We start from the raw sequence: 19,055 nt of genomic DNA, 5'->3' as shown, positions 1-19,055 counted from the left end.
TCGCGTAATGCGGAGGCACGGGCACACGGGCGCACGGGCACGTGCGCGCGTACGCGAGGCGGTCACCGCCTGTCAACCCTCTCCCGGGAGAATTCCGGCGGGGGCCGGCCGCGGGCTGTCCCCCGCTCGGCTGCTGGCGGCCGTGGTGCCGGAGCCCTACCTGCGGGACTCGTACGGCACCAACCCGGCGGCCGTCCGGAAACCCCGGAAGGCCGACACCGGGATCGAGCCGCCGTCCGATCCGGCCTGCGCGCGCCTGCTCGACGCCGCCGGCGCCCGGCACCAGCCGGAGCGGCCGCCGGCCGTCGTCGAGCAGACCTTCAACTGGAAGGACGACGCCTACGGCTCCCGCTCCGTCCTCGCCTCGTACGACGACGCCGACGCCCGGGCCGCGTTCGCGCAGGTCCGCGACGGCCTGGCCACCTGCCGGGCGTACGAGCAGCGGAGCCCGGGCCGGCTCTACCAGGGCACGGTGGCCGTCGTCGCCGCCCCGGTCGTCGGCGACGAAGCGGTGCAGTTCCAGGTCACGGCTCCGACCGAGGACGGCCCGCACGTGACCCGGTACACGGTGGTCCGTACGGGGAACTGCGTCGCGACCTTCGTCCAGAGCACGGGCCGCAACGAGAACCGCGTCTTCCCGCCCTACGTGATCGCACGCCAGGTGTTGCTCCTCCAGCAGGCCCAGGGCGGCTCCTGACGCGCACCGCGGACCGTCCGGCCGCCGCACGGAAAGGCACCCCCGGCCGGACCGCCCCGCCCCTTCACAAGCCCTGCCGCGCGCCGTAGCCTGACGCCCCGTCAGATCGATGCGTCGCGTGGAGGGCCGTCATGCCGCTGCAAGGGAAGACCGTCATCGTCTCCGGCGTCGGAGCCGGGCTCGGGCACCAGGTGGCCGCCGCCGTCGTCCGGGACGGGGGCAACGCCGTCCTCGGGGCGCGCACCGAGGCCAACCTCGTGAAGTCCGCCGCCGAGATCGACCCCGACGGCACGCGCACCGCGTACCTGCCGACCGACATCACCGACGAGGCCCGGTGCGAGGCCCTCGCCGCACTCGCGCGAGAGCGCTTCGGGGGCGTGGACGCCGTGGTGCACGTGGCCGCCTGGGACTCGACCTTCGGGGGCCTGCAGGACGCCGACTTCGGCACCTGGCAGCAGATCCTCGACGTGAACCTGCTCGGCACCCTGCGCATGACGCGGGCCTGCCTGCCCGCCCTCAAGTCCGGCGGCGGCTCCGTCGTGATCATCGGTACGCAGTCCGCCGTGGCCGCCCCCAACGAGGTCCAGCAGGCCGCCTACGCCGCCTCCAAAGGGGCCCTGACCTCCGCCATGTACTCCATGGCCCGCGAGCTGGGCCCCCACCGCATCCGTGTCAACACCGTGCTCCCCGGCTGGATGTGGGGCCCGCCGGTCCAAGCCTTCGTCACCTTCACCGCGCATACCGAGAACGTGCCCGAGGCCGAGGTGCGCGCCCGGCTCACCGAGCGGATGGCACTGCCCGACCTCGCCACCGACGGGGACGTCGCCGATGCCGCCGTGTTCCTCGCCTCCGACCGCGCACGGGCGATAACCGGCCAGTCCTTGCTGGTCAATGCCGGTGAGCTGATGCGATGAGCCTTCCCGTGCATGTACCACCGGATCGTATGCTCACCATATGACCACTCCGAGTGACGCTCCGACCGAAAACGCGATGCGCCGCGCGCTCCGGCGGGCCCGCGACGGCGTCGCGCTCGACGCGACCGAGGCGGCCGTGCTCCTCCAGGCCCGCGGGGACGCCCTCAAGGACCTCTCCGCGTCCGCCGCACGGGTAAGGGACTCCGGGCTGGCCGCCGCAGGCCGCCCGGGTGTCATCACGTATTCACGCAAGGTCTTCATCCCCCTGACCCGCCTGTGCCGCGACACGTGCCACTACTGCACCTTCGTCACCGTCCCGGGCAAGCTCCGCCGGGCCGGGCACGGAATGTACCTGTCCCCCGACGAGGTCCTCGACATCGCCCGCGAGGGTGCGGCGATGGGCTGCAAGGAGGCCCTCTTCACCCTCGGCGACCGCCCCGAGGACCGCTGGCCCGAGGCCCGCGAGTGGCTCGACGCGCACGGCTACGACGACACCCTGGCCTACGTACGGGCCATGGCCATCCGGGTGCTGGAGGAGACGGGCCTGCTCCCCCACCTCAATCCCGGGGTCATGACCTGGTCCGACCTCCAGCGTCTCAAGCCCGTCGCCCCCTCGATGGGCATGATGCTGGAGACCACCGCGACCCGCCTGTGGTCCGAACCCGGCGGCCCGCACCACGGCTCGCCCGACAAGGACCCGGCCGTGCGGCTGCGCGTCCTGGAGGACGCCGGCCGTTCGAACGTCCCCTTCACCACGGGCGTCCTCATCGGGATCGGGGAGACCTACGAGGAACGCGCCGACGCCTTCTTCGAGTTGCGCCGCGTCCAGCGCAGCTACCACGGCGTCCAGGAGGTCATCGTCCAGAACTTCCGCGCCAAGCCGGACACCGCCATGCGCGGCATCGCGGACGCGGAGCTGGAGGAACTGGCCGCCGCCATCGCCGTCGCCCGCCACATCCTGGGCCCGGGCGCCCGCATCCAGGCCCCGCCGAACCTGGTGGACGAGGAGTACGCCCTCCTCATCGGCGCCGGCATCGACGACTGGGGCGGTGTCTCGCCGCTGACCCCCGACCACGTCAACCCCGAGCGCCCCTGGCCGCACATCGAGGAGCTGGCCGCCCGGACGGCCGCCGCCGGCTTCGAGCTGCGCGAGCGCCTCACCATCTACCCGGAGTTCCTCCAGCGCGGCGAACCGTGGCTGGACCCCCGGCTGCTGCCGCACGTACGGGCACTGGCCGATCCGGCGACGGGCCTCGCGGACGAGTCCGCGAAGGTCGAGGGCCGGCCGTGGCAGGAGCCCGACGAGGGCTTCGTCGCGTACGGACGCACCGACCTGCATGCCACCATCGACACCGAGGGCCGCACCGGCGACCGGCGCGACGACTTCGACCACGTCTACGGCGACTGGGAGGCCCTGCGCGAGGCGGCGGCGCCCGGCATGGTCCCCGAGCGCATCGACACGGACGTACGGGCGGCGCTGGCGCAGGCCGCCGACGACCCGACGAAGCTGACCGACGCGCAGGCGCTCGCCCTGCTGCACGCGGACGGGCCGGCGCTGGACGCGCTGTGCCGGATCGCGGACGATCTGCGCAAGTCGGCCGTCGGCGACGAGGTCACCTACATCGTCACCCGCAACATCAACTTCACGAACGTCTGCTACACCGGCTGCCGCTTCTGCGCCTTCGCCCAGCGCCGCACCGACGCCGACGCGTACACGCTCTCCCTGGACCAGGTCGCGGACCGGGCCGCCCAGGCGTGGGACGTGGGCGCGGTCGAGGTGTGCATGCAGGGCGGCATCCACCCCGACCTGCCGGGGACGGCGTACTTCGACATCGCGCGGGCGGTGAAGGAGCGGGTCCCGGGCATGCACGTGCACGCGTTCTCGCCGATGGAGGTCGTCAACGGCGCCACGCGCACGGGGATGTCCGTACGGGACTGGCTGACGGCCGCCAGGGAAGCCGGGCTGGACTCCATCCCGGGCACGGCGGCGGAGATCCTGGACGACGAGGTGCGCTGGGTCCTGACCAAGGGCAAGCTGCCGACGGCGGACTGGATCGACGTGGTCAGCACGGCGCACGAGCTGGGCATCCGCTCCTCGTCGACGATGATGTACGGCCACGTCGACCAGCCGCGGCACTGGCTCGGCCACTTCCGCACGCTGGCGCGCCTCCAGCGGGACGCGCTGGCGAAGGGCGTCGAGGGCTTCACGGAGTTCGTGACGCTCCCGTTCATCCACACCAACGCGCCCGTGTACCTGGCGGGCATCGCGCGCCCCGGCCCGACGGCGCGGGACAACCGGGCGGTGACGGCGATGGCCCGGATCCTGCTCCACCCGCACATCACCAACATCCAGACGAGCTGGGTGAAGCTGGGCTCGGAGGGGGCGGCCGAAATGCTCCGGTCCGGCGCCAACGACCTCGGCGGGACCCTCATGGAGGAGACCATCTCGCGCATGGCGGGCTCGGGCTGGGGCTCGTACAAGTCCGTCAAGGACCTGATCGCCGTCGCGGAGTCGGCCGGCCGGCCGGCGAAGGCCCGTACGACGCTGTACGGCGAGGTCCCGCGGGAACGGCAGGACGCGGCACGCGCCTCGGACGGCCACCTGCCGGACCTGCTGCCCGTACTGGACTGACGGACGGGCGCCCCCGCGCGGGGGCGCCCGTCCTCGGGTCAGCCGACGAGGAGGTCCCGGCGGAGCCGCTTCAGCTCGCGGGAGTCGATGCCGAGGCCGTCCTCGAGGTACCGGTCGAAGGTGCCGTAGGCGGCCTTGACCTCCTCGTAGCCCGCGTTCAGGTACTCGGGGCGTACGTCGAGCAGCGGCTTGTAGACGGCGGCCTGCGCGGCGGGCAGGTGGGAGAGGATCGCCTCGTTGGCGGCCCTGCGGTAGTCGTTGCTGGCGAGGTAGTCGGCCTCGACGGTCTCGCGGGGCACGCCGAGGGCGGTCAGCAGGGAGGCGTTGGCCCAGCCCGTGCGGTCCTTGCCCGCCGTGCAGTGGAAGAGGACGGCGCGGTCGCGGTCGTGCTCGACGCCCTCGAAGACCTGGGTGTATGCCTTCTTCCCGCCCGCGCCGCTGACCATGGCCTTCTCGGCGTCGATCATGGCCTTGACGGCCTCGTCGGGGGTCTTGGGCAGGGCCTGGAAGGAGCCGGAGCCGGCGAAGACGTCGGCGACGACGTAGCGCGCGCCCGCCGGGACCTTGTCGGCGTCCTTGGTGCGCTCGTCCTCCATGCGGAGGTCGAAGACGGTCTTGACGCGCAGGCGCTGGAGCTTGGCCAGGTCGTTCGCGGTGAGTTTGTTCAGCGCGTCGGAACGGTAGACCTCGCCCATCTTGACCCACTGGCCGGTGGTGGTGCGGTAGCCGCCGGCGTCACGGAAGTTGGCGGTGCCCTCCAGCGTGATCAGGCGGTCGGCCAGCCGCAGGCGCCCGCCGCGGTCCGGCGTGAAGTCGAACCACTGGCGGTCGGCGGCGGGCAGCCCGGTGACCACGGCCCGGCCCTGGGCGCCGCCCCTGGCGACGACCTTGCCGTTCGCCTTGATCTCGACCCGCTTGGTGCCCCGGGCCTTCCACTCCAGGGTGAAGGAGCCGCCGGCCCCGGCGGTGACGACGGCTTCGGTGAAGGGGATGGCGGAGCGGCCGTGTCCGTGCCGCTCTCCCGGGCCCCGGCCCCCGTCCCGGCCGGTGGCGGTGGCGGCGGGGGCCGCGATCAGGGAAGCGGTGAGTGCGGAGGCGACGACGGTCGCGGCGAGGAGTGCCTTCTTCATGCCCCTGAGGCTGGGCGGCCGCGAAGAACACCGAATGAACACGGCGTGGCCGAAACCAGCCCCCCCGAAGGCAACTGACAAAACGTGTCACGCCCAGACCGTCCGCCTGCCCCCTCCAGCCCCACCGGGGCAGGATGGGCGGGTCCCAGCTTGAGGCGCCCCCAGCCCCGCCGACAGGCACACCTGCCAGCCCTACCGGCGTTTGAGGCGCACCCAGCCCCGCCGGCGTTTGAGGCGCACCCCCAGCCCCGCCGGCGCTTGAGGCGCACCCCCAGCCCCGCCGGCGTTTGAGGCGCGGGGTCCGGGGCGGAGCCCCGGGGAGCGGAGCTCCAGCCGTCGGATGGCACGCCCCGGCCGAACCGTCCAGTCCGAGCTGGGTATTCGCATTCCGGTCGTTCGCCCTGCGCCTACGGGTCGCATGCCGGACACCTTCCGGAATTGACCGAAGCTGTCCACTACAGTTCGGGTCACCTGCGCGCGGGTGAACGGCCGCGTTGACGGGGACACGGTGACGGGGGTGGACGAAGTGATGGGTACGAGCCAGAGCCCTGCGGGCGACGGCAGCCCGGACGAACGGGCGGCCGGAACCGGCCACGCTCCGAGCACGGGCGCACCGGTCCCGCTCCCCGCGCCATCCCCCGCCCAGCCCCTCCCACCGGTCCCACCGGTCCCGCCCGGGGCGGCCATGGCGGCCGTACCCGGGGCGCCGGTCCCGCCCGCCCCGGGCGCGTTGCACGTGCTCGGCCCCGCCGTCCGGTCCGGGCTGGCCCCCGACCACACTCCCCCGGGTCTCGACCTCGGCGCGGGCCCGCTCGCCGCGCACCCGCCGGGCCCGGACCTGCCCGGAGCGGCCGCCCCCGGCACGCGGGCCGCCGGCATACCCGCCGGCCCGGTACCGCCCGCCGCCGACGCGGCCCCGGGTACGGCCGCGGGCCCTCCCGGCACGGGCCCGAACCCCCCGGTACCGCCCGCCGCCCCGGGAGGCCGGACCCCGCAGGCCCCGCAGGCCCCCGCGGCACCCCACCCCGCCGCCGCGCGCGCCACGGAGGCCGCCGGGCGGACCTCCGGGCGCGGGATCGTCACCGGGCTGTGGGGCCGGGCCGAGCAGCAGGACTTCCGCAGCCGGGTGCGCGGCACGCTCCTCGGCGCCGCGATCGGCGACGCCCTCGGCGCACCCGTGGCCGCCCTCTCCCTCGACGGCATCCGCGAGGCGCACGGCCCGGCGGGCCTGCTCGCGCCCGCCGCCGCCCACGGGCGCCGCGGCACGGTCACCGCCCGCACCCAGCTCAGCCTCTTCACGGTGGACGGCCTCGTCCGGGCCCACGTACGCCGTGACACCGGCACCTGGCACCCGCCCACCGACGTCCACCGCGCCTACCTCCGCTGGGCCGCCACCCAGAGCGACTGGGGCCCTGACGAGCGGCGCCAGGACAACGGCTGGCTCGCGCAGGAAGAGTGGCTCTACGCCCGCCGCGGCCCGGACCGCGCCTGCCTGACCGGCTTCGCCGACGGCGTCCTCGCCACGCTGGAGCGACCCAAGAACCCCACCGCGCTGACCTCGGCCGCCGCCACCCGCTCGGCCCCCTTCGGGCTGCTGGTCGGCTGGGAGCCCGCCCTCGTCCTCCAACTCGCCGTCGAGTGCGCCGCGCAGAGCCACGGCCACCCCACCGGCTACCTCGCCGCCGGAGCCTGCGCCGTCATCGTGCACGCCCTGACGCGCGGCGAGTCCCTCGACTCCGCCGTGCAGCGCGCCCTCGGCCTGCTCGGCGCCCGCCCGGGCCACCAGCCCGTCACGGACGCCCTCCAGCGCGCGATGGGAGCCGTCACCCAGGGCCCGCCCGGCCCGGAGACCGTCACCGCCCTCGCCACCGCCCTCGGCGGCGGTACCGGCACGGGCGGCGGCACCGAGCGCGACAAGCCCGCCGACGGCACCGCCACCGACGACGCCGCGTCCGCCCTCGCCATCGCCGTCTACTGCGCCCTGGTCGCCGAGGACGTCCCGCACGGCCTGCGCCTCGCCGTGAACCACGGCGGCGACTCCGCCGCCACCGGCGCCCTCTGCGGGGCCCTCCTGGGCGCCCAGCACGGCGAGACGGCCCTCCCGGCCGCCTGGCTAACCGAGTTGGAGGGCCGCGCCACGGTCCTGGAACTCGCCGACGACTTCTCCCTGGAGCTGACCCAGGGCCCGTCCCTGCACGGCCCCGCCGGCTCGGCCCCCGGCTGGCTGTCCCGCTACCCCCGCGGCTGACGGCGTACGCCCGCCCCGGCGGCACCGCGTACGCCCGCCCGCACGCCCCCCTTCACCGAGGCGGCTGACGCACCCTCAACAAACGTGGCCCCAGCCCGTACCGTGGCCGTTCCCACGTCTCGGAGGTGCCATCGCCCATGCGGATCGCCACGACCGTCTTCCTCACCGACCGCACCATCTCGCCCGTCCGTCTCGCCCGGAGTCTGGAGGAGCGCGGGTTCTCCGGCCTCTACCTCCCGGAGCACACCCACATCCCGGCCTCCCGGAAGACCCCCGCGCCCATGGGCGGCGAGCTGCCCGAGATGTACGGGCGCACCCTGGACCCCTTCGTGGCCCTCGGCCAGGCCGCCGCCGTCACCGAGCGGCTCCACCTCGGCACCGGCATCACCCTGGTCGCCCAGCACGACCCGATCGGCCTCGCCAAGCAGGTGGCCACCCTCGACCACCTCTCCGGCGGCCGCGTCACGCTCGGCATCGGCTACGGCTGGAACGTCGAGGAGGCCGCCGACCACGGCGTCGAGTGGCGCACCCGCCGCGATCTCGTCCGGGACCGGATGGCCCTGATGCGCGCTCTGTGGGCGCCCGAACCCACGGCGTACGTAGGCGAGTTCTCCTCCGTGCAGGCCAGCGCCGCGCACCCCAAGCCGGTGCGGGCGCCCCGCGAACTGGGCCCCGGCATCCCCCTGTACGGCCCCCGGACGCTGATCGGCGGCCAGGCAGGCCCGAAGCTCTTCGCCGCCATCGCCGACCACGCCGACGGCTGGCTCCCGATCGGCGGGGGCGGCCTCACCGAGTCCCTCCCGGCGCTGCGGCAGGTCTGGGAGGCCGCCGGGCGCGACCTCAAGTCCCTCCAGGTGGTTCCGTACGCCGTCCAGCCGAGCCCCGGCAAGATCGGCCACTACGCGGACCTCGGCATCGAGGAGGTCGTCCTCCAGCTGCCCTCGGCGCCGGAACCAGAGATCCTGCGCACCCTGGACGCGTTCGCCCAGTACCTCTGAGTACCTCTGACCCGCCGGGCCCGGGGAAGAAATCCGTTCGACCGCGCGGGCCTCCGCGGGCGACCATGGCGGCATGCCAGGACAGTTCACGCGCAGCGGCCGCACGGCGCAGGCGCCGTCCCCGACGGGGACCCCGGGCCGCTGGGAGCGGCTGATCTCCACGGAGGACGAGGCGGAGTTCCACGCGCACCTGCGGGCCATGCGCACGCCCCGTCCCGCCGCCACCGGCCGATCGGGTTCAGTGAGAGAGCGCCGTCCCGGCATCGTCGAAGGCGGCGTACCGGGGTACTGAACCGTGCATTCCGTGCGTAGGGTTCCACGCCATGATCATCCTCAAATGTCTGCTCATCGGACTGGGGCTCCTGTGCTTACCCGTCGCCCTGTTCTGTCGGTCGCTCTTCCTCGGCTCGACGTCGGGCGTGCGGGAGTTCAGAGAGCTGGAGGACATGGGCGTGGAGAGCCACGCGCGGCTGACGCACCTGGAGCCGTTCGGTACCCGCGGCTACGCCAGTGCCGTGCACGAGATCGAGGTGCCGGACGGTGACAACGTCCGCAAGCAGTCGGGGGTGAACATCACCCCCGACCTGGTGATCGGCGGCACGTATCCGATCGTCCGTCACCACCGGTTCCCGACCCAGTCGTACGTGGGCACCATGGAAGAGGTCGTCGACTGGCGCAAGACCCACGAGAAGGCCGCGGCGGTGGCCAAGCGCCTCGGCCTTACCGCAGCCGCACTGGCCGTCCTATCCCTCGTGAGTGGTGTCCTGATCATCGCCCTGCTGTGACGCCGGTCGTCAGCTGACAGGTACGGCCGCCCGCTCGACCGGGCCGCCTACCTGGCCGGCGCCCGCACCCCGTCCCCCCGTGCCGGTTCGTGACCGCCGCCCGGGGGCGGCTCCTGCCCGGCTGACCGTCCCGCGAGCGGCAGTTCGGCCCAGACCGTCTTGCCGACCAGCCGGTCCACGACCCCCCAGCCGGCCGCGAGGGCCTCCACGATGCGCAGCCCGTGCCCGGACTCGGCCTGGTCGGCGTACGGCCCCACGGCGGGCCGCCGGTCGGCTCGCGCGTCGGACACCTCGATCCGCAGCACGGCGTCCAGCAGGATCAGCCGCAGCTCGAAGTCCCGCCCGGGAACCCGGCCGTGCAGGACGGCGTTGGCGGCCAGCTCCCCGATGAGCAGCCCGGCATCGGCGGCGAGCGGGGTGGAGGCCGGGAAACCCCAGTCGTACAGCTCGTGGAGGGCGAGCACGCGGGCGAGGCGGGCACCGCGGCGGGTGGCGCTGAAACGCTGAGTGAACAGACGTACGAGGGCCTCTGACGGCCCGAAGGGTGCGGTCATGCGACCAACGTCCCGTGCGGACAGGGTCGTTCAACAACACCGGAACTCGTACAAACCAACTGTACGAGTCCACGTGCTGGACGCGCGGAGTCACGGTGCGTGAACATTCCTGTCGGGGAGGTGACCGCCATGGTGATGACCGACGACAGCGGTGACGGCGAGGTCGAGCCCGATGACAACCTGCGCTCCTTCGGGGAGACGGTCAAGGCGTCGCGCAAACGGGTGGGCCTGACACAGGAGCAGCTGGCGCCGCTGATCGGCTACTCGGTCCAGTACGTCGGCTCGGTGGAACAGGGCCGCCGCCACCCGTCGCAGAAGTTCGTGAACAAGACGGAGGCGGTCCTCGACACCTTCGGCGTCATCGGCATCGCGGCGAAGCAGCTGACGCGGCGGCGCGGGCTGGCGTCGTGGTTCCGGCGGTGGGCGGAGCTGGAGGAGGGGGCGGTCACCCTCAACACGTACGAGTGCCGGTCCGTACCGGGCCTGCTCCAGCCGGAGCCGTACGCGCGGGCGCTGATCGGCAACGTCCCGCCCCTGGCGACCCCGGAGGAGGCGGACGCCCGGATAGGGGCCCGCACGGAACGCCAGAAGCTGCTGCTCCGCACCCCATACGTCCTGTTCAGCTTCATCATCGAGCAGGCGCTGATCGAGCGGCGGACGGGCGGCACGGACGTCACACGCGGGCTGATCGACCGGCTCCTGGCGTGCGGTGCGCTGCCGAACGTCGACGTCCAGATCATGCCGCTGGTCCAGCCCGTGCACGCGGGGACGGACGGTCCTTTCCGGCTTCTGGAGACCAACGAGCACGAATGGCTGGGATACAGCGAGGGACAGCAGTCAGGGATCGTGATTTCCGACCCGAAAGACATCAGCCTCCTCCACCAGCGGTATGCCAAACTTCGCATCCAGGCCCTCAATCCGGCGGACAGCGCCGACCTGTTGATGCGAATGCGAGGCTCCCTGTGAACAGCACCTCTCTGCGGTGGTTCAAGAGCAGCTACAGCGGCAGCCAGGGCGACAGTTGTGTCGAGGTCGCCCTCTCCTGGCACAAGTCCACCTACAGCGGCAGCCAGGGCGACGACTGCGTCGAGGTCGCCGCCTGCCCGGACGCCGTCCACGTCCGGGACTCCAAGGAGACGGCGGGCCCCGAGCTGGCGGTCGCCCCCGGCGCCTGGGCCGCCTTCGTCAGCGGGGTCGTGCCCGGGACGGTCTGAGCCGGCCGGGGCGCGGGCGGCCTACGCTTCCCTCATGATCGTGAGTTCCGGTACCCACATCCGCGTCGCCCGCCCGTCCCTCGACCTCGACGCCGCCGAGCGGTTCTACGTGCGGGGGCTCGGGCTCGACGTGCAGTGGCGCAGCACCGACAGCGGCCCCGGGGAGCACGACCTGCTGATGGTCGGGCCCGCCGGGGGCGGCTGGCACTTCGAGCTGACCCGGGACGCGGAGGACCCGGTGGTTCCCGCGCCCACCGTGGACGACCTGTTCGTCGTGTACCTGGGCGAGGCGCCCGACGAGGCCCTCGTGCGGCGGCTCGTGGAGCACGGCGGGACCCGCGTCGCGTCGCACAACCCGTACTGGGACGAGCACGGGGTCACCGTCGCCGACCCCGACGGGTACCGCCTCGTGCTGTGCTCCCGCACCTGGGGCCAGGGCGTCAGCCCACGTCCCGGCCGGCCGGCATCCCCGTAGGGCGGTCAGCCGATCCTGGGGGCCTTCGGGAGGCCCGCCCCGAGGGCGCCGGAGAGGGAGCTGTCCATGGCGCCCGTGGCGGACCCGGCCGCGGAGCCGGTCACCTCGACGGCCGTCTTCGTGTCCTGGATCGCCTGCCCGGGGTGGTCGACGATGTCGGTGACGCGCTGCGTGATCGGGGGCCCCTGGATGGCGGGCTCGTCGGCGGCGTGGGCGGCGACGGGGGTGAGGGCGAGGGCGGCGCCGCCGGTGAGGACCAGGGCGGACAGGGTGCGCTTCATGACGTTCATGCCCCGCCCAACGACCCGCCCGCTCCCCGGGTCACCGGTCGGCCCCGCATTCCGCGCATGGCCCACACCGGCCTCGGCCACGCCTTCAGTACGGCAGCCCGGCCTCTTCCGCAGCGCACGGCCCGACGCCCGCGGCCCCGGATCGGGGTTCGATCCGGGGCCGGGGAGGCGTCTGGGCGGTGACTCGGCCGCGAGACGGGGGCGGGGCGGGTGGGGTCAGTCCTCGACGACCAGGGCCGGGGTGGACTTCGTCAGGACCTGGCCGCGGAAGAAGGCGGGGCTGCGGCGTTCGGTGACGAACATGACGACCAGGCCGAGGGCCAGCAGGCCGACGCCGATGACGAAGACGCTGCCGACGCCGAGGACGGTGGAGCCGGATCCGTAGGACGGGTTCCACATGTCGATCAGGGTCTTGCAGAAGACCGCCGCCAGCAGCAGGCCGCCGAGGACGGGGAAGACGCCCTTGAAGAACAGGTCGCGGGCGGAGCGGCGCAGTTCGCCGCGGAAGTACCAGGCACACGCGAAGGCGGTCAGCGAGTAGTAGAAGCAGATCATCAGGCCGAGCGCGAAGATCGTGTCGGTGAGGACGTTCTCGCTGAGCAGGGTCATCACGGTGTAGAAGGCGCCGGTCGCGACGCCCGCCATGACGGTGGCGCGGCCCGGGGTCTTGAACTTCGGGTGGACCTTGGCGTACGAGGGCGGCAGGGCCTCGTACGTCGACATGGCGAGGACCGTGCGGGCCACCGGGATGAACGTGGTCTGGAGGGAGGCGGTGGCGGAGGCCAGGACCGCGACGAAGAGCAGGATGCCGAGCATCGGGCCCATGACCGGGCCGGCGAGGGCGGCGAAGACGTTGTCGGAGGTCTCCGGGTTGCCGAGGCCGAGGCCGCTGCCGCCGGAGCCGACGGCCATCTGGGCGGCGATGCCGGTGGCCAGGTAGGAGCCGACGAGGACGACCATCGCGATGAGCGAGGCGCGGCCGGGGGTCTTCGTGGAGCCGGTGGTCTCCTCGTTGGTCGCCAGGCAGGCGTCCCAGCCCCAGTACATGAAGATCGAGAGCGAGAGTCCGGCGGTGAAGGCCGCCATGGACTCGACCGCGAAGGGGTTCATCCAGGACCAGGAGAAGTCCAGGCCGGTGTCGAAGCTGCCGGCGGAAGCCTTCTGGAAGGCCATCGCGACGAAAAGGGCGAGGACGACGAGCTGGAGGCCGACCAGGGCGTACTGGACGCCCTTGGTGGCGGTCATGCCGCGGTAGCTGATGGCGGTCGCGACGGCGATCAGGGTGAGGCAGGTGGCGATGTGGACGAACTTGTTGTCGTCCAGGGCGGCGATCGACGGATTGTTCGTGATCTCTCCGGCCAGCAGCCAGAAGTAGGAGGTGGCGACGCCGGCCAGGTTGGAGAGCACGATGATCGTGGCGATCACCAGGCCCCAGCCGCACATCCAGCCGATCCGCGGGCCGAATGCCTTGACGGTCCAGGTGAAGGAGGTGCCGCAGTCCGGCATGGCCTTGTTGAGCTCGCGGTAGGCGAAGGCCACCAGGAGCATCGGGAGGAAGCCGGCGAGGAAGACCGCCGGCATCTGGACGCCGACCTCGCCGGCGGTGGAGCCGAGGGTCGAGGTCAGGCAGTAAACGGGGGCGACGGTGGAGATGCCGATGACGGCGCTTCCCACCAGTCCGACGGACCCCTTGCCGAGGCCCTTGCCGCGAACATCGCCCTCGGCGACGCCGCTTACCGTGTCTCCGACCTGAGGCCGGACGTCCAGCTGAGTCATGGGACAGGACGTTAGAGGGTGCGGTTTCCTCATGCGGAGGACTTAAGTCCAGTAGTTCACAGGGCTAAAATCCTTGGAATCCCGACACGGATCGCGTTCACACTCCCGTAATACAAGGTTCACTCAGGCATCTATTCGCGGTTCGGAAGGCCCAAGGGCGAAGCTTCCGGCATGCGGAAACCGCAGGCGTGTCCGTTTTGCACCATTCAAAACTTTCCCGTACCAATTTGAAGGGCCCCCGAAACCCGGGCCCGGTCCGCCAGACTGGCCCCATGCCCACAGCCGACGAGCTCCTCAGCGCGGATACCGTCAGTAACCTGGCCCGGCTGCTCGCCCGCGCGGCCCGCAGACCCGACTCCCCGGCGCTGCGCGCCCGCGCCGCGACGCTCGGCGGCCTCGCCTTCAGCGGCCGGGTCGCCGCCGTCCGCGACGCCGTCCTCGCCGACCTGCCGGACGACTGGCCCGCCTTCGAGGCCGTCCTGCGCACCGCGCTGGAGGACCCGGGCTTCGCCGGCTGGATGACGTTCCCCGTCAACGAGGCCGTCGGCGTCCGCGGGCTCGCGGCCTTCGAGCCGGGCCTGGCGCTGCTGCGCGACCTCACGCCCCGGCTGACCGCCGAATCCGCCGTACGCCCCTTCCTGCGCGCCGATCCCGCCCGCGCCCTCGCCGTGGTCCGGGGCTGGACCGGGGACCCCGACCCGCACGTACGGCGCCTGGTCAGCGAGGGCACCCGGCCGCGCCTGCCGTGGGCACCGCAGCTGCCCGCGTTCATCGCGGACCCCCGGCCGGCCGTGCCCGTACTGGACGACCTGTACCGCGACGAGTCCGAGTACGTGCGCCGCTCCGTGGCCAACCACCTCAACGACATCAGCCGCGACCACCCCGCGCTCGCCGTGGAGATCGCCGCGAAGTGGCGCACCGACCCCGCGCCCACGACGGATCGCGTCGTCCGGCACGGCCTGCGCACCCTGGTCAAGGCCGGCCGGCCCGACGCGCTCACCCTGCTCGGCCACTCCCCCGACGTGGAGGTCACCGTCAGCGGCCCCGTGGTCACCACCCCGCACGTCGCCGTCGGCGAGTACCTGGTCTTCGACTACGCCGTCACCCACACCGGAGCGCTCCCCGCCGAACTGGTCGTCGACTACGTGCTCCACCACGTCAAGGCCAACGGCGCCCGCACCCCGAAGGTCTTCAAGCTCACCACCCGCGCCATGGCCCCCGGCGAGACCCTCACCGGCACCAAACGGCACTCCTTCAAGCCCATCACCACCCGCCGCTACCACTCCGGCGAACACCTGGTGCAGCTCCAGGTCAACGGCCGGGTGCGAGGCGAGGCGGCCTTCACCCTCGACGCCGCCCCCTGAGGCCCCTGAGGCCGTCCGGGAGCCGCACACCACGCGAACTCCCTGACGGCCCCACTGGCCCTACGAGCTGGTCAGGACCTTCCGAACGCCGTCGGTGATGCCCGGCAGATCGCCGGTGAGGGCGGTCCACCGGTGTGCGTCGTGCTCGGTCAGGACGACCGGGCCGCTTTCGGCGACGGTGACGGCGAAGTTGAACTGGCGGGTGGTGGTGCCGCGGCTGTTCTCGTAGTCGAAGTGCCCGAGGTAGCGGTCCACGGAGGAGACGGTCAGGCCGGTCTCCTCCTGCGTTTCGCGGCGGGCCGCGTCCACGATGGTCTCGCCCGGCTCGACCGTCCCCGACGGGATCTCCCACAGGCCGCCCATGTAGTCGTCCGGGTTCCGCCGGACCAGCAGGACGCAGCCGGCGTCGGTGACCACGGCGGCGGCCACGAAACTGTTGATGCCCTCGGCTTCGGCCTCCTCGGCCAGGGACAGGGCGAGGTCGGAGGTCACGGTCACAGAAGCTCCTTGTGGTGTTCGCTGACCTTCCTGGCCGCGCTGACGTACTGCTCGGCCAGTTTCAGATCCTGTTCACGGTGCCGGACCGGCAGCTTGATCGTGTCCGGTCCGGCCGGGCGGCGCCCGCTGTGCCCATGCTGCCGCCGTCGGGCCCGATGTGGAGGAACGCCGGACCGTCAGGGCACACAGGGTGGCTCAGCCCGTCCAGACGATCGACTGCACCTCGCTGTAGGCGTGCAGGGCGTACGAGCCGACGTCCCGGCCCACGCCCGACCGTTTGAAGCCGCCGAACGGCGCCTCCATGTTCCGGCCGATGGTGTTCACGCCCACCCCGCCCGCCCGCAGCCGCCGCGCCACGCGGAACGCGCGTGCCGAGTCCCCGGACCAGACGTAGCTGATCAGGCCGTAGTCGCTGTCGTTGGCCAGCGCCACCGCCTCGTCCTCACCGCCGTCGAAGGGGACGACCACGACCACCGGGCCGAAGATCTCCTCCCGGACGACGCGCATGTCGTTGGTGCAGTCCACCAGCAGCGTCGGCGCCACGTAGAAGCCGCGCCCGCCGCCCACCACCGGGCGTTCGCCGCCGTACGCGATCCGCGCGCCCTCCTTGCGGCCCAGCTCGACGTACGACTCGACGCGGTCGCGGTGCGCCGCCGAGATCACCGGGCCCACCACCGTGCCGCGTTCCGCCGGATCGCCCACCGTCATGAAGGTCAGGTAGCCGGTGAGCTTCTCGACCAGCCGGTCGTAGACCGACCGGTGCGCGATCACCCGGGTCGGGGCCGTGCAGATCTGCCCCGAGTAGAAGGAGAACGTCGTGCCGATGCCCATCACGGCCGCGTCCAGGTCGGCGTCCTCCAGGACGATCGCCGCGCCCTTGCCGCCCAGCTCCATCAGCTGCCGCTTCATCGTGCGGCCGCACACCTCGGCGATGCGCTGGCCGACGGCCGTGGAGCCGGTGAAGGACACCATGTCGACGTGGGGCGAGTCCACCGCCGCCTCGCCCACCTCGGCCGAGGTGCCCGAGACCACGTTCACCACGCCCGCCGGCACCCCGGCCTCGTGGAGGGCCTGCGCCATCCGGAACACCGACAACGGGTCCTGCGGGGCCGGCTTGACCACCACCGTGTTGCCCATGGCCAGGGCCGGGGCCACCTTGCCCGCTGGGTTCGCCCACGGATTGTTGTACGAGGTGATGCAGGTGACCACGCCGACCGGCTGGCGCACCTCCAGCGCGCCCAGCACGCTCGCCGCCCCCATCGGTCCGGCGTCCGTCACCTGCGGGGGCAGGCCCCGCTCGACCGGTTCCAGGGCGCCCTTCGCGTACCGCCGGAAGCGGGCGACGCCCACGCCGACCTGCATGCCGCGGGCGATGCCGGCCGGCGCGCCCGTCTCCGCGCGGGCCAGCTCGGACCAGGGCTCGTACTCCCGCTGGATGATGTCGGCGGCCCGGTCCAGGATCGCCGCCCGCTCCTCGGGCGCCGTGCGGGACCAGGACGCGAACGCGTCGGCCGCGGCCCGCGCCGCCTCCTCGGCCTGGCCCCGGGAGGCTTCGGGCGCGAGCCCGACCACCGACTCGTCCGCCGGGTTGACCACCTCGTAGTGGCCGCCGTCGGGCTCCACCCACTGGCCGCCGATGTAGAGCCGCTGGGGACCGCCGGGCTGGTGGGTGCTCATCGGGTGCTCACCGTCCTGGTGTCCCGGCCCGAGCGGAGCACGATCCCGGGGATCGCGCCCGTCACCTCGTCGTCGCGGATGGTCTCCACCCCGTTGACCCGTACGGACACGATGCCGATGGCCCGCGCGTCCAGCCGCGGGCTGTCGCCCGGCAGGTCGTGGACGAGCGTCGCCGGGCCGGCCTCGATCCGCTCCGGGTCGAAGAGGACCAGGTCGGCGTGGTAGCCCTCGGCGATCCGGCCGCGCTCGCGCAGCCCGAACAGCTGGGCCGGGTCGTCGGTGAGCATCTGCACCGCCTGCTCCAGCGGGACGAGCCGGCGCCCGCGCAGGCAGTCGCCGAGGAAGCGCGTGGTGTACGGCGCCCCGCACATGCGGTCCAGGTGCGCGCCCGCGTCGGAGCCGCCGAGCATGACGTCCTCGTGCTGCCAGGTCTCCTGGCGCAGGGTCCAGCTGGCGGGGTCGTTGTCGGTGGGCATCGGCCACAGGACGGTGCGCAGGTCGTCGTTGGCGCAGATCTCCACCAGGCAGTGGAAGGCGTCCTGGCCGCGCTCGGCGGCGATGTCGTCGACGACCCGGCCGGAGAGGCCCTCGTTCTCCTTGCTGTACGTGTCGCCGATGACGTACCGCCCGAAGCGGGCGAGGCGGCGGAAGACGCCGGCCTCCTTGCTGTCGGCGCGGCGCAGCATCTCCTCCCGTACGTCGGCGTCGCGGAGCTTCCCGATCCGTTCGGGGACGGGCAGGGAGAGGACCTCGCCCCAGCCGGGAATGAGGTTGAGCGCGCAGAAGGTGCCGAGCGACATGTTCATGGGGGTGAGGATCGGCATGGTGAGCGCGACGATCCGGCCGCCGGCCCTGCGGGCGCGTTCGCTGGGGATCAGCTGGCGCGGGACGCGCTCGGGGACGGAGGCGTCGATGGTCAGGACGTTCCAGTTCAGGGGCCGGCCGGCGGCGGCGCTCATGGCGACGAAGAGGTCGATCTCCTCGTCGGAGAACTGGTCGAGGCAGCCGGCGACGATGGCTTCGAGCTGGGTGCCCTCGTGTTCGGCGACGGCCCGGGACAGGGCGAGCAGCTCCTCCGGCTTCGCGTGCCGGGAGGCGACCGGGGAGCCGGCGCCGTCGGAGTGGGTGGAGGACTGGGTGGTGGACAGGCCCCAGGCGCCGGCGTTCATGGCGTCGTGGAAGAGGGCGAGCATCTCGTCCAGCTGCTCGGGGGTGGGCTGTCCGCCGACGGCCGCCTCGCCCATGACGTGCCGGCGCAGGGCGCAGTGGCCGACCATGAAGCCGGCGTTCACGGCGATGCGGCCGTCGAGGGCGTCGAGGTACTCGCCGAAGGTGGACCAGGTCCAGTCGACGCCCTCTTCGAGGGCCTTGAGGGCCATCCCCTCGACCTTGCTCATCATGCGGCGGGTGTAGTCGGCGTCCTCGGGGCGGTCCGGGTGCAGGGGCGCCAGCGTGAAGCCGCAGTTGCCTCCGGCGACGGTGGTGACGCCGTGGTTCATGGAGGGGGTGGCGTACGGGTCCCAGAACAGCTGGGCGTCGTAGTGCGTGTGGGGGTCGACGAAGCCGGGCGTCAGGACGAGGCCCGTGGCGTCCTCGCCGGTGCGGGCCTCTTCGGTGACGGTGCCGGGGTCGCCGATGGCGACGATCCGGCCGTCCCGGATGCCGACGTCGGCGACGCGCGCGGGCGCGCCGGTCCCGTCGACGACGGTCGCGCCCTTGATCAGGTGGTCGAGCATGACGTCCCTTCTGCCGGAGTTCGCGGTGCGGGCCGTGTCCCGGGGCGCCGCCCCCGGGCCCCGGGGG

General features: G+C 73.0%; 18 protein-coding genes. 11 read left to right on the top strand and 7 right to left on the bottom strand.

What is annotated here, in order from left to right; genetic code table 11:
* The 3 genes from ABT106_RS24630 to ABT106_RS24620 form a co-directional block, all read left to right on the top strand.
* Nucleotides 1-697, top strand: a 697-nt coding sequence (locus ABT106_RS24630) for a hypothetical protein (protein WP_351281136.1), incomplete at its 5' end; no start/stop codon positions are given.
* Between the two features lie 131 nt (nucleotides 698-828).
* On the top strand, nucleotides 829-1,611 hold the full coding sequence (locus ABT106_RS24625; protein ID WP_351281133.1) for an SDR family oxidoreductase: 783 nt from the start codon (nucleotides 829-831) through the stop codon (nucleotides 1,609-1,611).
* Between the two features lie 40 nt (nucleotides 1,612-1,651).
* Nucleotides 1,652-4,243, top strand: coding sequence for a bifunctional FO biosynthesis protein CofGH (locus ABT106_RS24620; RefSeq protein ID WP_351281131.1), 2,592 nt, complete (start codon nucleotides 1,652-1,654; stop codon nucleotides 4,241-4,243).
* 38 nt (nucleotides 4,244-4,281) lie between these two features.
* Here the strand turns inward: ABT106_RS24620 and ABT106_RS24615 are convergent, their stop codons facing one another.
* Nucleotides 4,282-5,373 carry a tyrosine-protein phosphatase gene (locus tag ABT106_RS24615; RefSeq protein ID WP_351281128.1) on the bottom strand — a complete coding sequence of 364 codons (1,092 nt, stop codon included), beginning with the start codon at nucleotides 5,371-5,373 and terminating at the stop codon, nucleotides 4,282-4,284.
* Between the two features lie 1,075 nt (nucleotides 5,374-6,448).
* Here ABT106_RS24615 and ABT106_RS24610 point away from each other — a divergent pair.
* From ABT106_RS24610 to ABT106_RS24595, 4 genes are all read left to right on the top strand, one after another.
* The gene (locus ABT106_RS24610) at nucleotides 6,449-7,621 is read left to right on the top strand and encodes an ADP-ribosylglycohydrolase family protein (protein ID WP_502979467.1); all 1,173 of its coding nucleotides are present in this window, start codon (nucleotides 6,449-6,451) and stop codon (nucleotides 7,619-7,621) included.
* 137 nt (nucleotides 7,622-7,758) lie between these two features.
* Nucleotides 7,759-8,619: a TIGR03619 family F420-dependent LLM class oxidoreductase gene (locus tag ABT106_RS24605; RefSeq protein ID WP_351281126.1), complete on the top strand. Its 861-nt coding sequence runs from the start codon at nucleotides 7,759-7,761 to the stop codon at nucleotides 8,617-8,619.
* 73 nt (nucleotides 8,620-8,692) lie between these two features.
* A complete protein-coding gene (locus tag ABT106_RS24600) occupies nucleotides 8,693-8,911 on the top strand; it encodes a hypothetical protein (protein ID WP_351281124.1) in 219 nt (72 codons plus the stop codon).
* 31 nt (nucleotides 8,912-8,942) lie between these two features.
* On the top strand, nucleotides 8,943-9,404 hold the full coding sequence (locus ABT106_RS24595; protein ID WP_351281122.1) for a hypothetical protein: 462 nt from the start codon (nucleotides 8,943-8,945) through the stop codon (nucleotides 9,402-9,404).
* Between the two features lie 47 nt (nucleotides 9,405-9,451).
* Here the strand turns inward: ABT106_RS24595 and ABT106_RS24590 are convergent, their stop codons facing one another.
* Entirely contained in the window at nucleotides 9,452-9,958 is a 507-nt protein-coding gene (locus tag ABT106_RS24590) for an ATP-binding protein (protein WP_351281119.1), read from the bottom strand.
* 135 nt (nucleotides 9,959-10,093) lie between these two features.
* On the opposite strand from ABT106_RS24590, the gene ABT106_RS24585 reads away from it, so the two are divergent.
* From ABT106_RS24585 to ABT106_RS24575, 3 genes are read left to right on the top strand one after another with little or no spacing between them, the layout of a single operon-like run.
* Nucleotides 10,094-10,924 carry a helix-turn-helix domain-containing protein gene (locus ABT106_RS24585; protein WP_351281141.1) on the top strand — a complete coding sequence of 277 codons (831 nt, stop codon included), beginning with the start codon at nucleotides 10,094-10,096 and terminating at the stop codon, nucleotides 10,922-10,924.
* Nucleotides 10,921-11,172: a DUF397 domain-containing protein gene (locus ABT106_RS24580; protein ID WP_351281116.1), complete on the top strand. Its 252-nt coding sequence runs from the start codon at nucleotides 10,921-10,923 to the stop codon at nucleotides 11,170-11,172. Before ABT106_RS24585 ends, ABT106_RS24580 begins: the two co-directional genes overlap by 4 nt.
* Before the next feature lie 34 nt (nucleotides 11,173-11,206).
* Nucleotides 11,207-11,647, top strand: coding sequence for a VOC family protein (locus ABT106_RS24575; protein WP_351281114.1), 441 nt, complete (start codon nucleotides 11,207-11,209; stop codon nucleotides 11,645-11,647).
* Nucleotides 11,648-11,652: 5 nt separating this feature from the next.
* Here ABT106_RS24575 and ABT106_RS24570 read toward each other — a convergent pair whose 3' ends face one another.
* Nucleotides 11,653-11,937: a hypothetical protein gene (locus ABT106_RS24570; RefSeq protein ID WP_351281111.1), complete on the bottom strand. Its 285-nt coding sequence runs from the start codon at nucleotides 11,935-11,937 to the stop codon at nucleotides 11,653-11,655.
* Between the two features lie 216 nt (nucleotides 11,938-12,153).
* Nucleotides 12,154-13,713, bottom strand: coding sequence for an APC family permease (locus ABT106_RS24565; protein ID WP_351281108.1), 1,560 nt, complete (start codon nucleotides 13,711-13,713; stop codon nucleotides 12,154-12,156).
* A gap of 272 nt (nucleotides 13,714-13,985) precedes the next feature.
* Here ABT106_RS24565 and ABT106_RS24560 point away from each other — a divergent pair, with 272 nt between their 5' ends.
* The gene (locus ABT106_RS24560) at nucleotides 13,986-15,077 is read left to right on the top strand and encodes a DNA alkylation repair protein (RefSeq protein ID WP_351281105.1); all 1,092 of its coding nucleotides are present in this window, start codon (nucleotides 13,986-13,988) and stop codon (nucleotides 15,075-15,077) included.
* 60 nt (nucleotides 15,078-15,137) lie between these two features.
* Here ABT106_RS24560 and ABT106_RS24555 read toward each other — a convergent pair whose 3' ends face one another.
* From ABT106_RS24555 to ABT106_RS24545, 3 genes are all read right to left on the bottom strand, one after another.
* Nucleotides 15,138-15,575, bottom strand: coding sequence for an NUDIX domain-containing protein (locus ABT106_RS24555; RefSeq protein WP_351281102.1), 438 nt, complete (start codon nucleotides 15,573-15,575; stop codon nucleotides 15,138-15,140).
* Between the two features lie 195 nt (nucleotides 15,576-15,770).
* Nucleotides 15,771-17,252 carry an aldehyde dehydrogenase family protein gene (locus ABT106_RS24550; RefSeq protein ID WP_351281099.1) on the bottom strand — a complete coding sequence of 494 codons (1,482 nt, stop codon included), beginning with the start codon at nucleotides 17,250-17,252 and terminating at the stop codon, nucleotides 15,771-15,773.
* Nucleotides 17,249-18,988, bottom strand: a complete 1,740-nt coding sequence (locus ABT106_RS24545) for an N-acyl-D-amino-acid deacylase family protein (protein ID WP_351281139.1) — start codon at nucleotides 18,986-18,988, stop codon at nucleotides 17,249-17,251. The genes ABT106_RS24550 and ABT106_RS24545 overlap by 4 nt, the downstream gene beginning before the upstream one ends.
* Nucleotides 18,989-19,055: the final 67 nt, after the last annotated feature.

It is taken from the genome of Streptomyces sp. NPDC002044, assembly GCF_040296725.1.
GTDB classification, from domain to species: domain Bacteria; phylum Actinomycetota; class Actinomycetes; order Streptomycetales; family Streptomycetaceae; genus Streptomyces; species Streptomyces antarcticus.
This window is presented reverse-complemented; position numbering and strand designations above follow the sequence as displayed.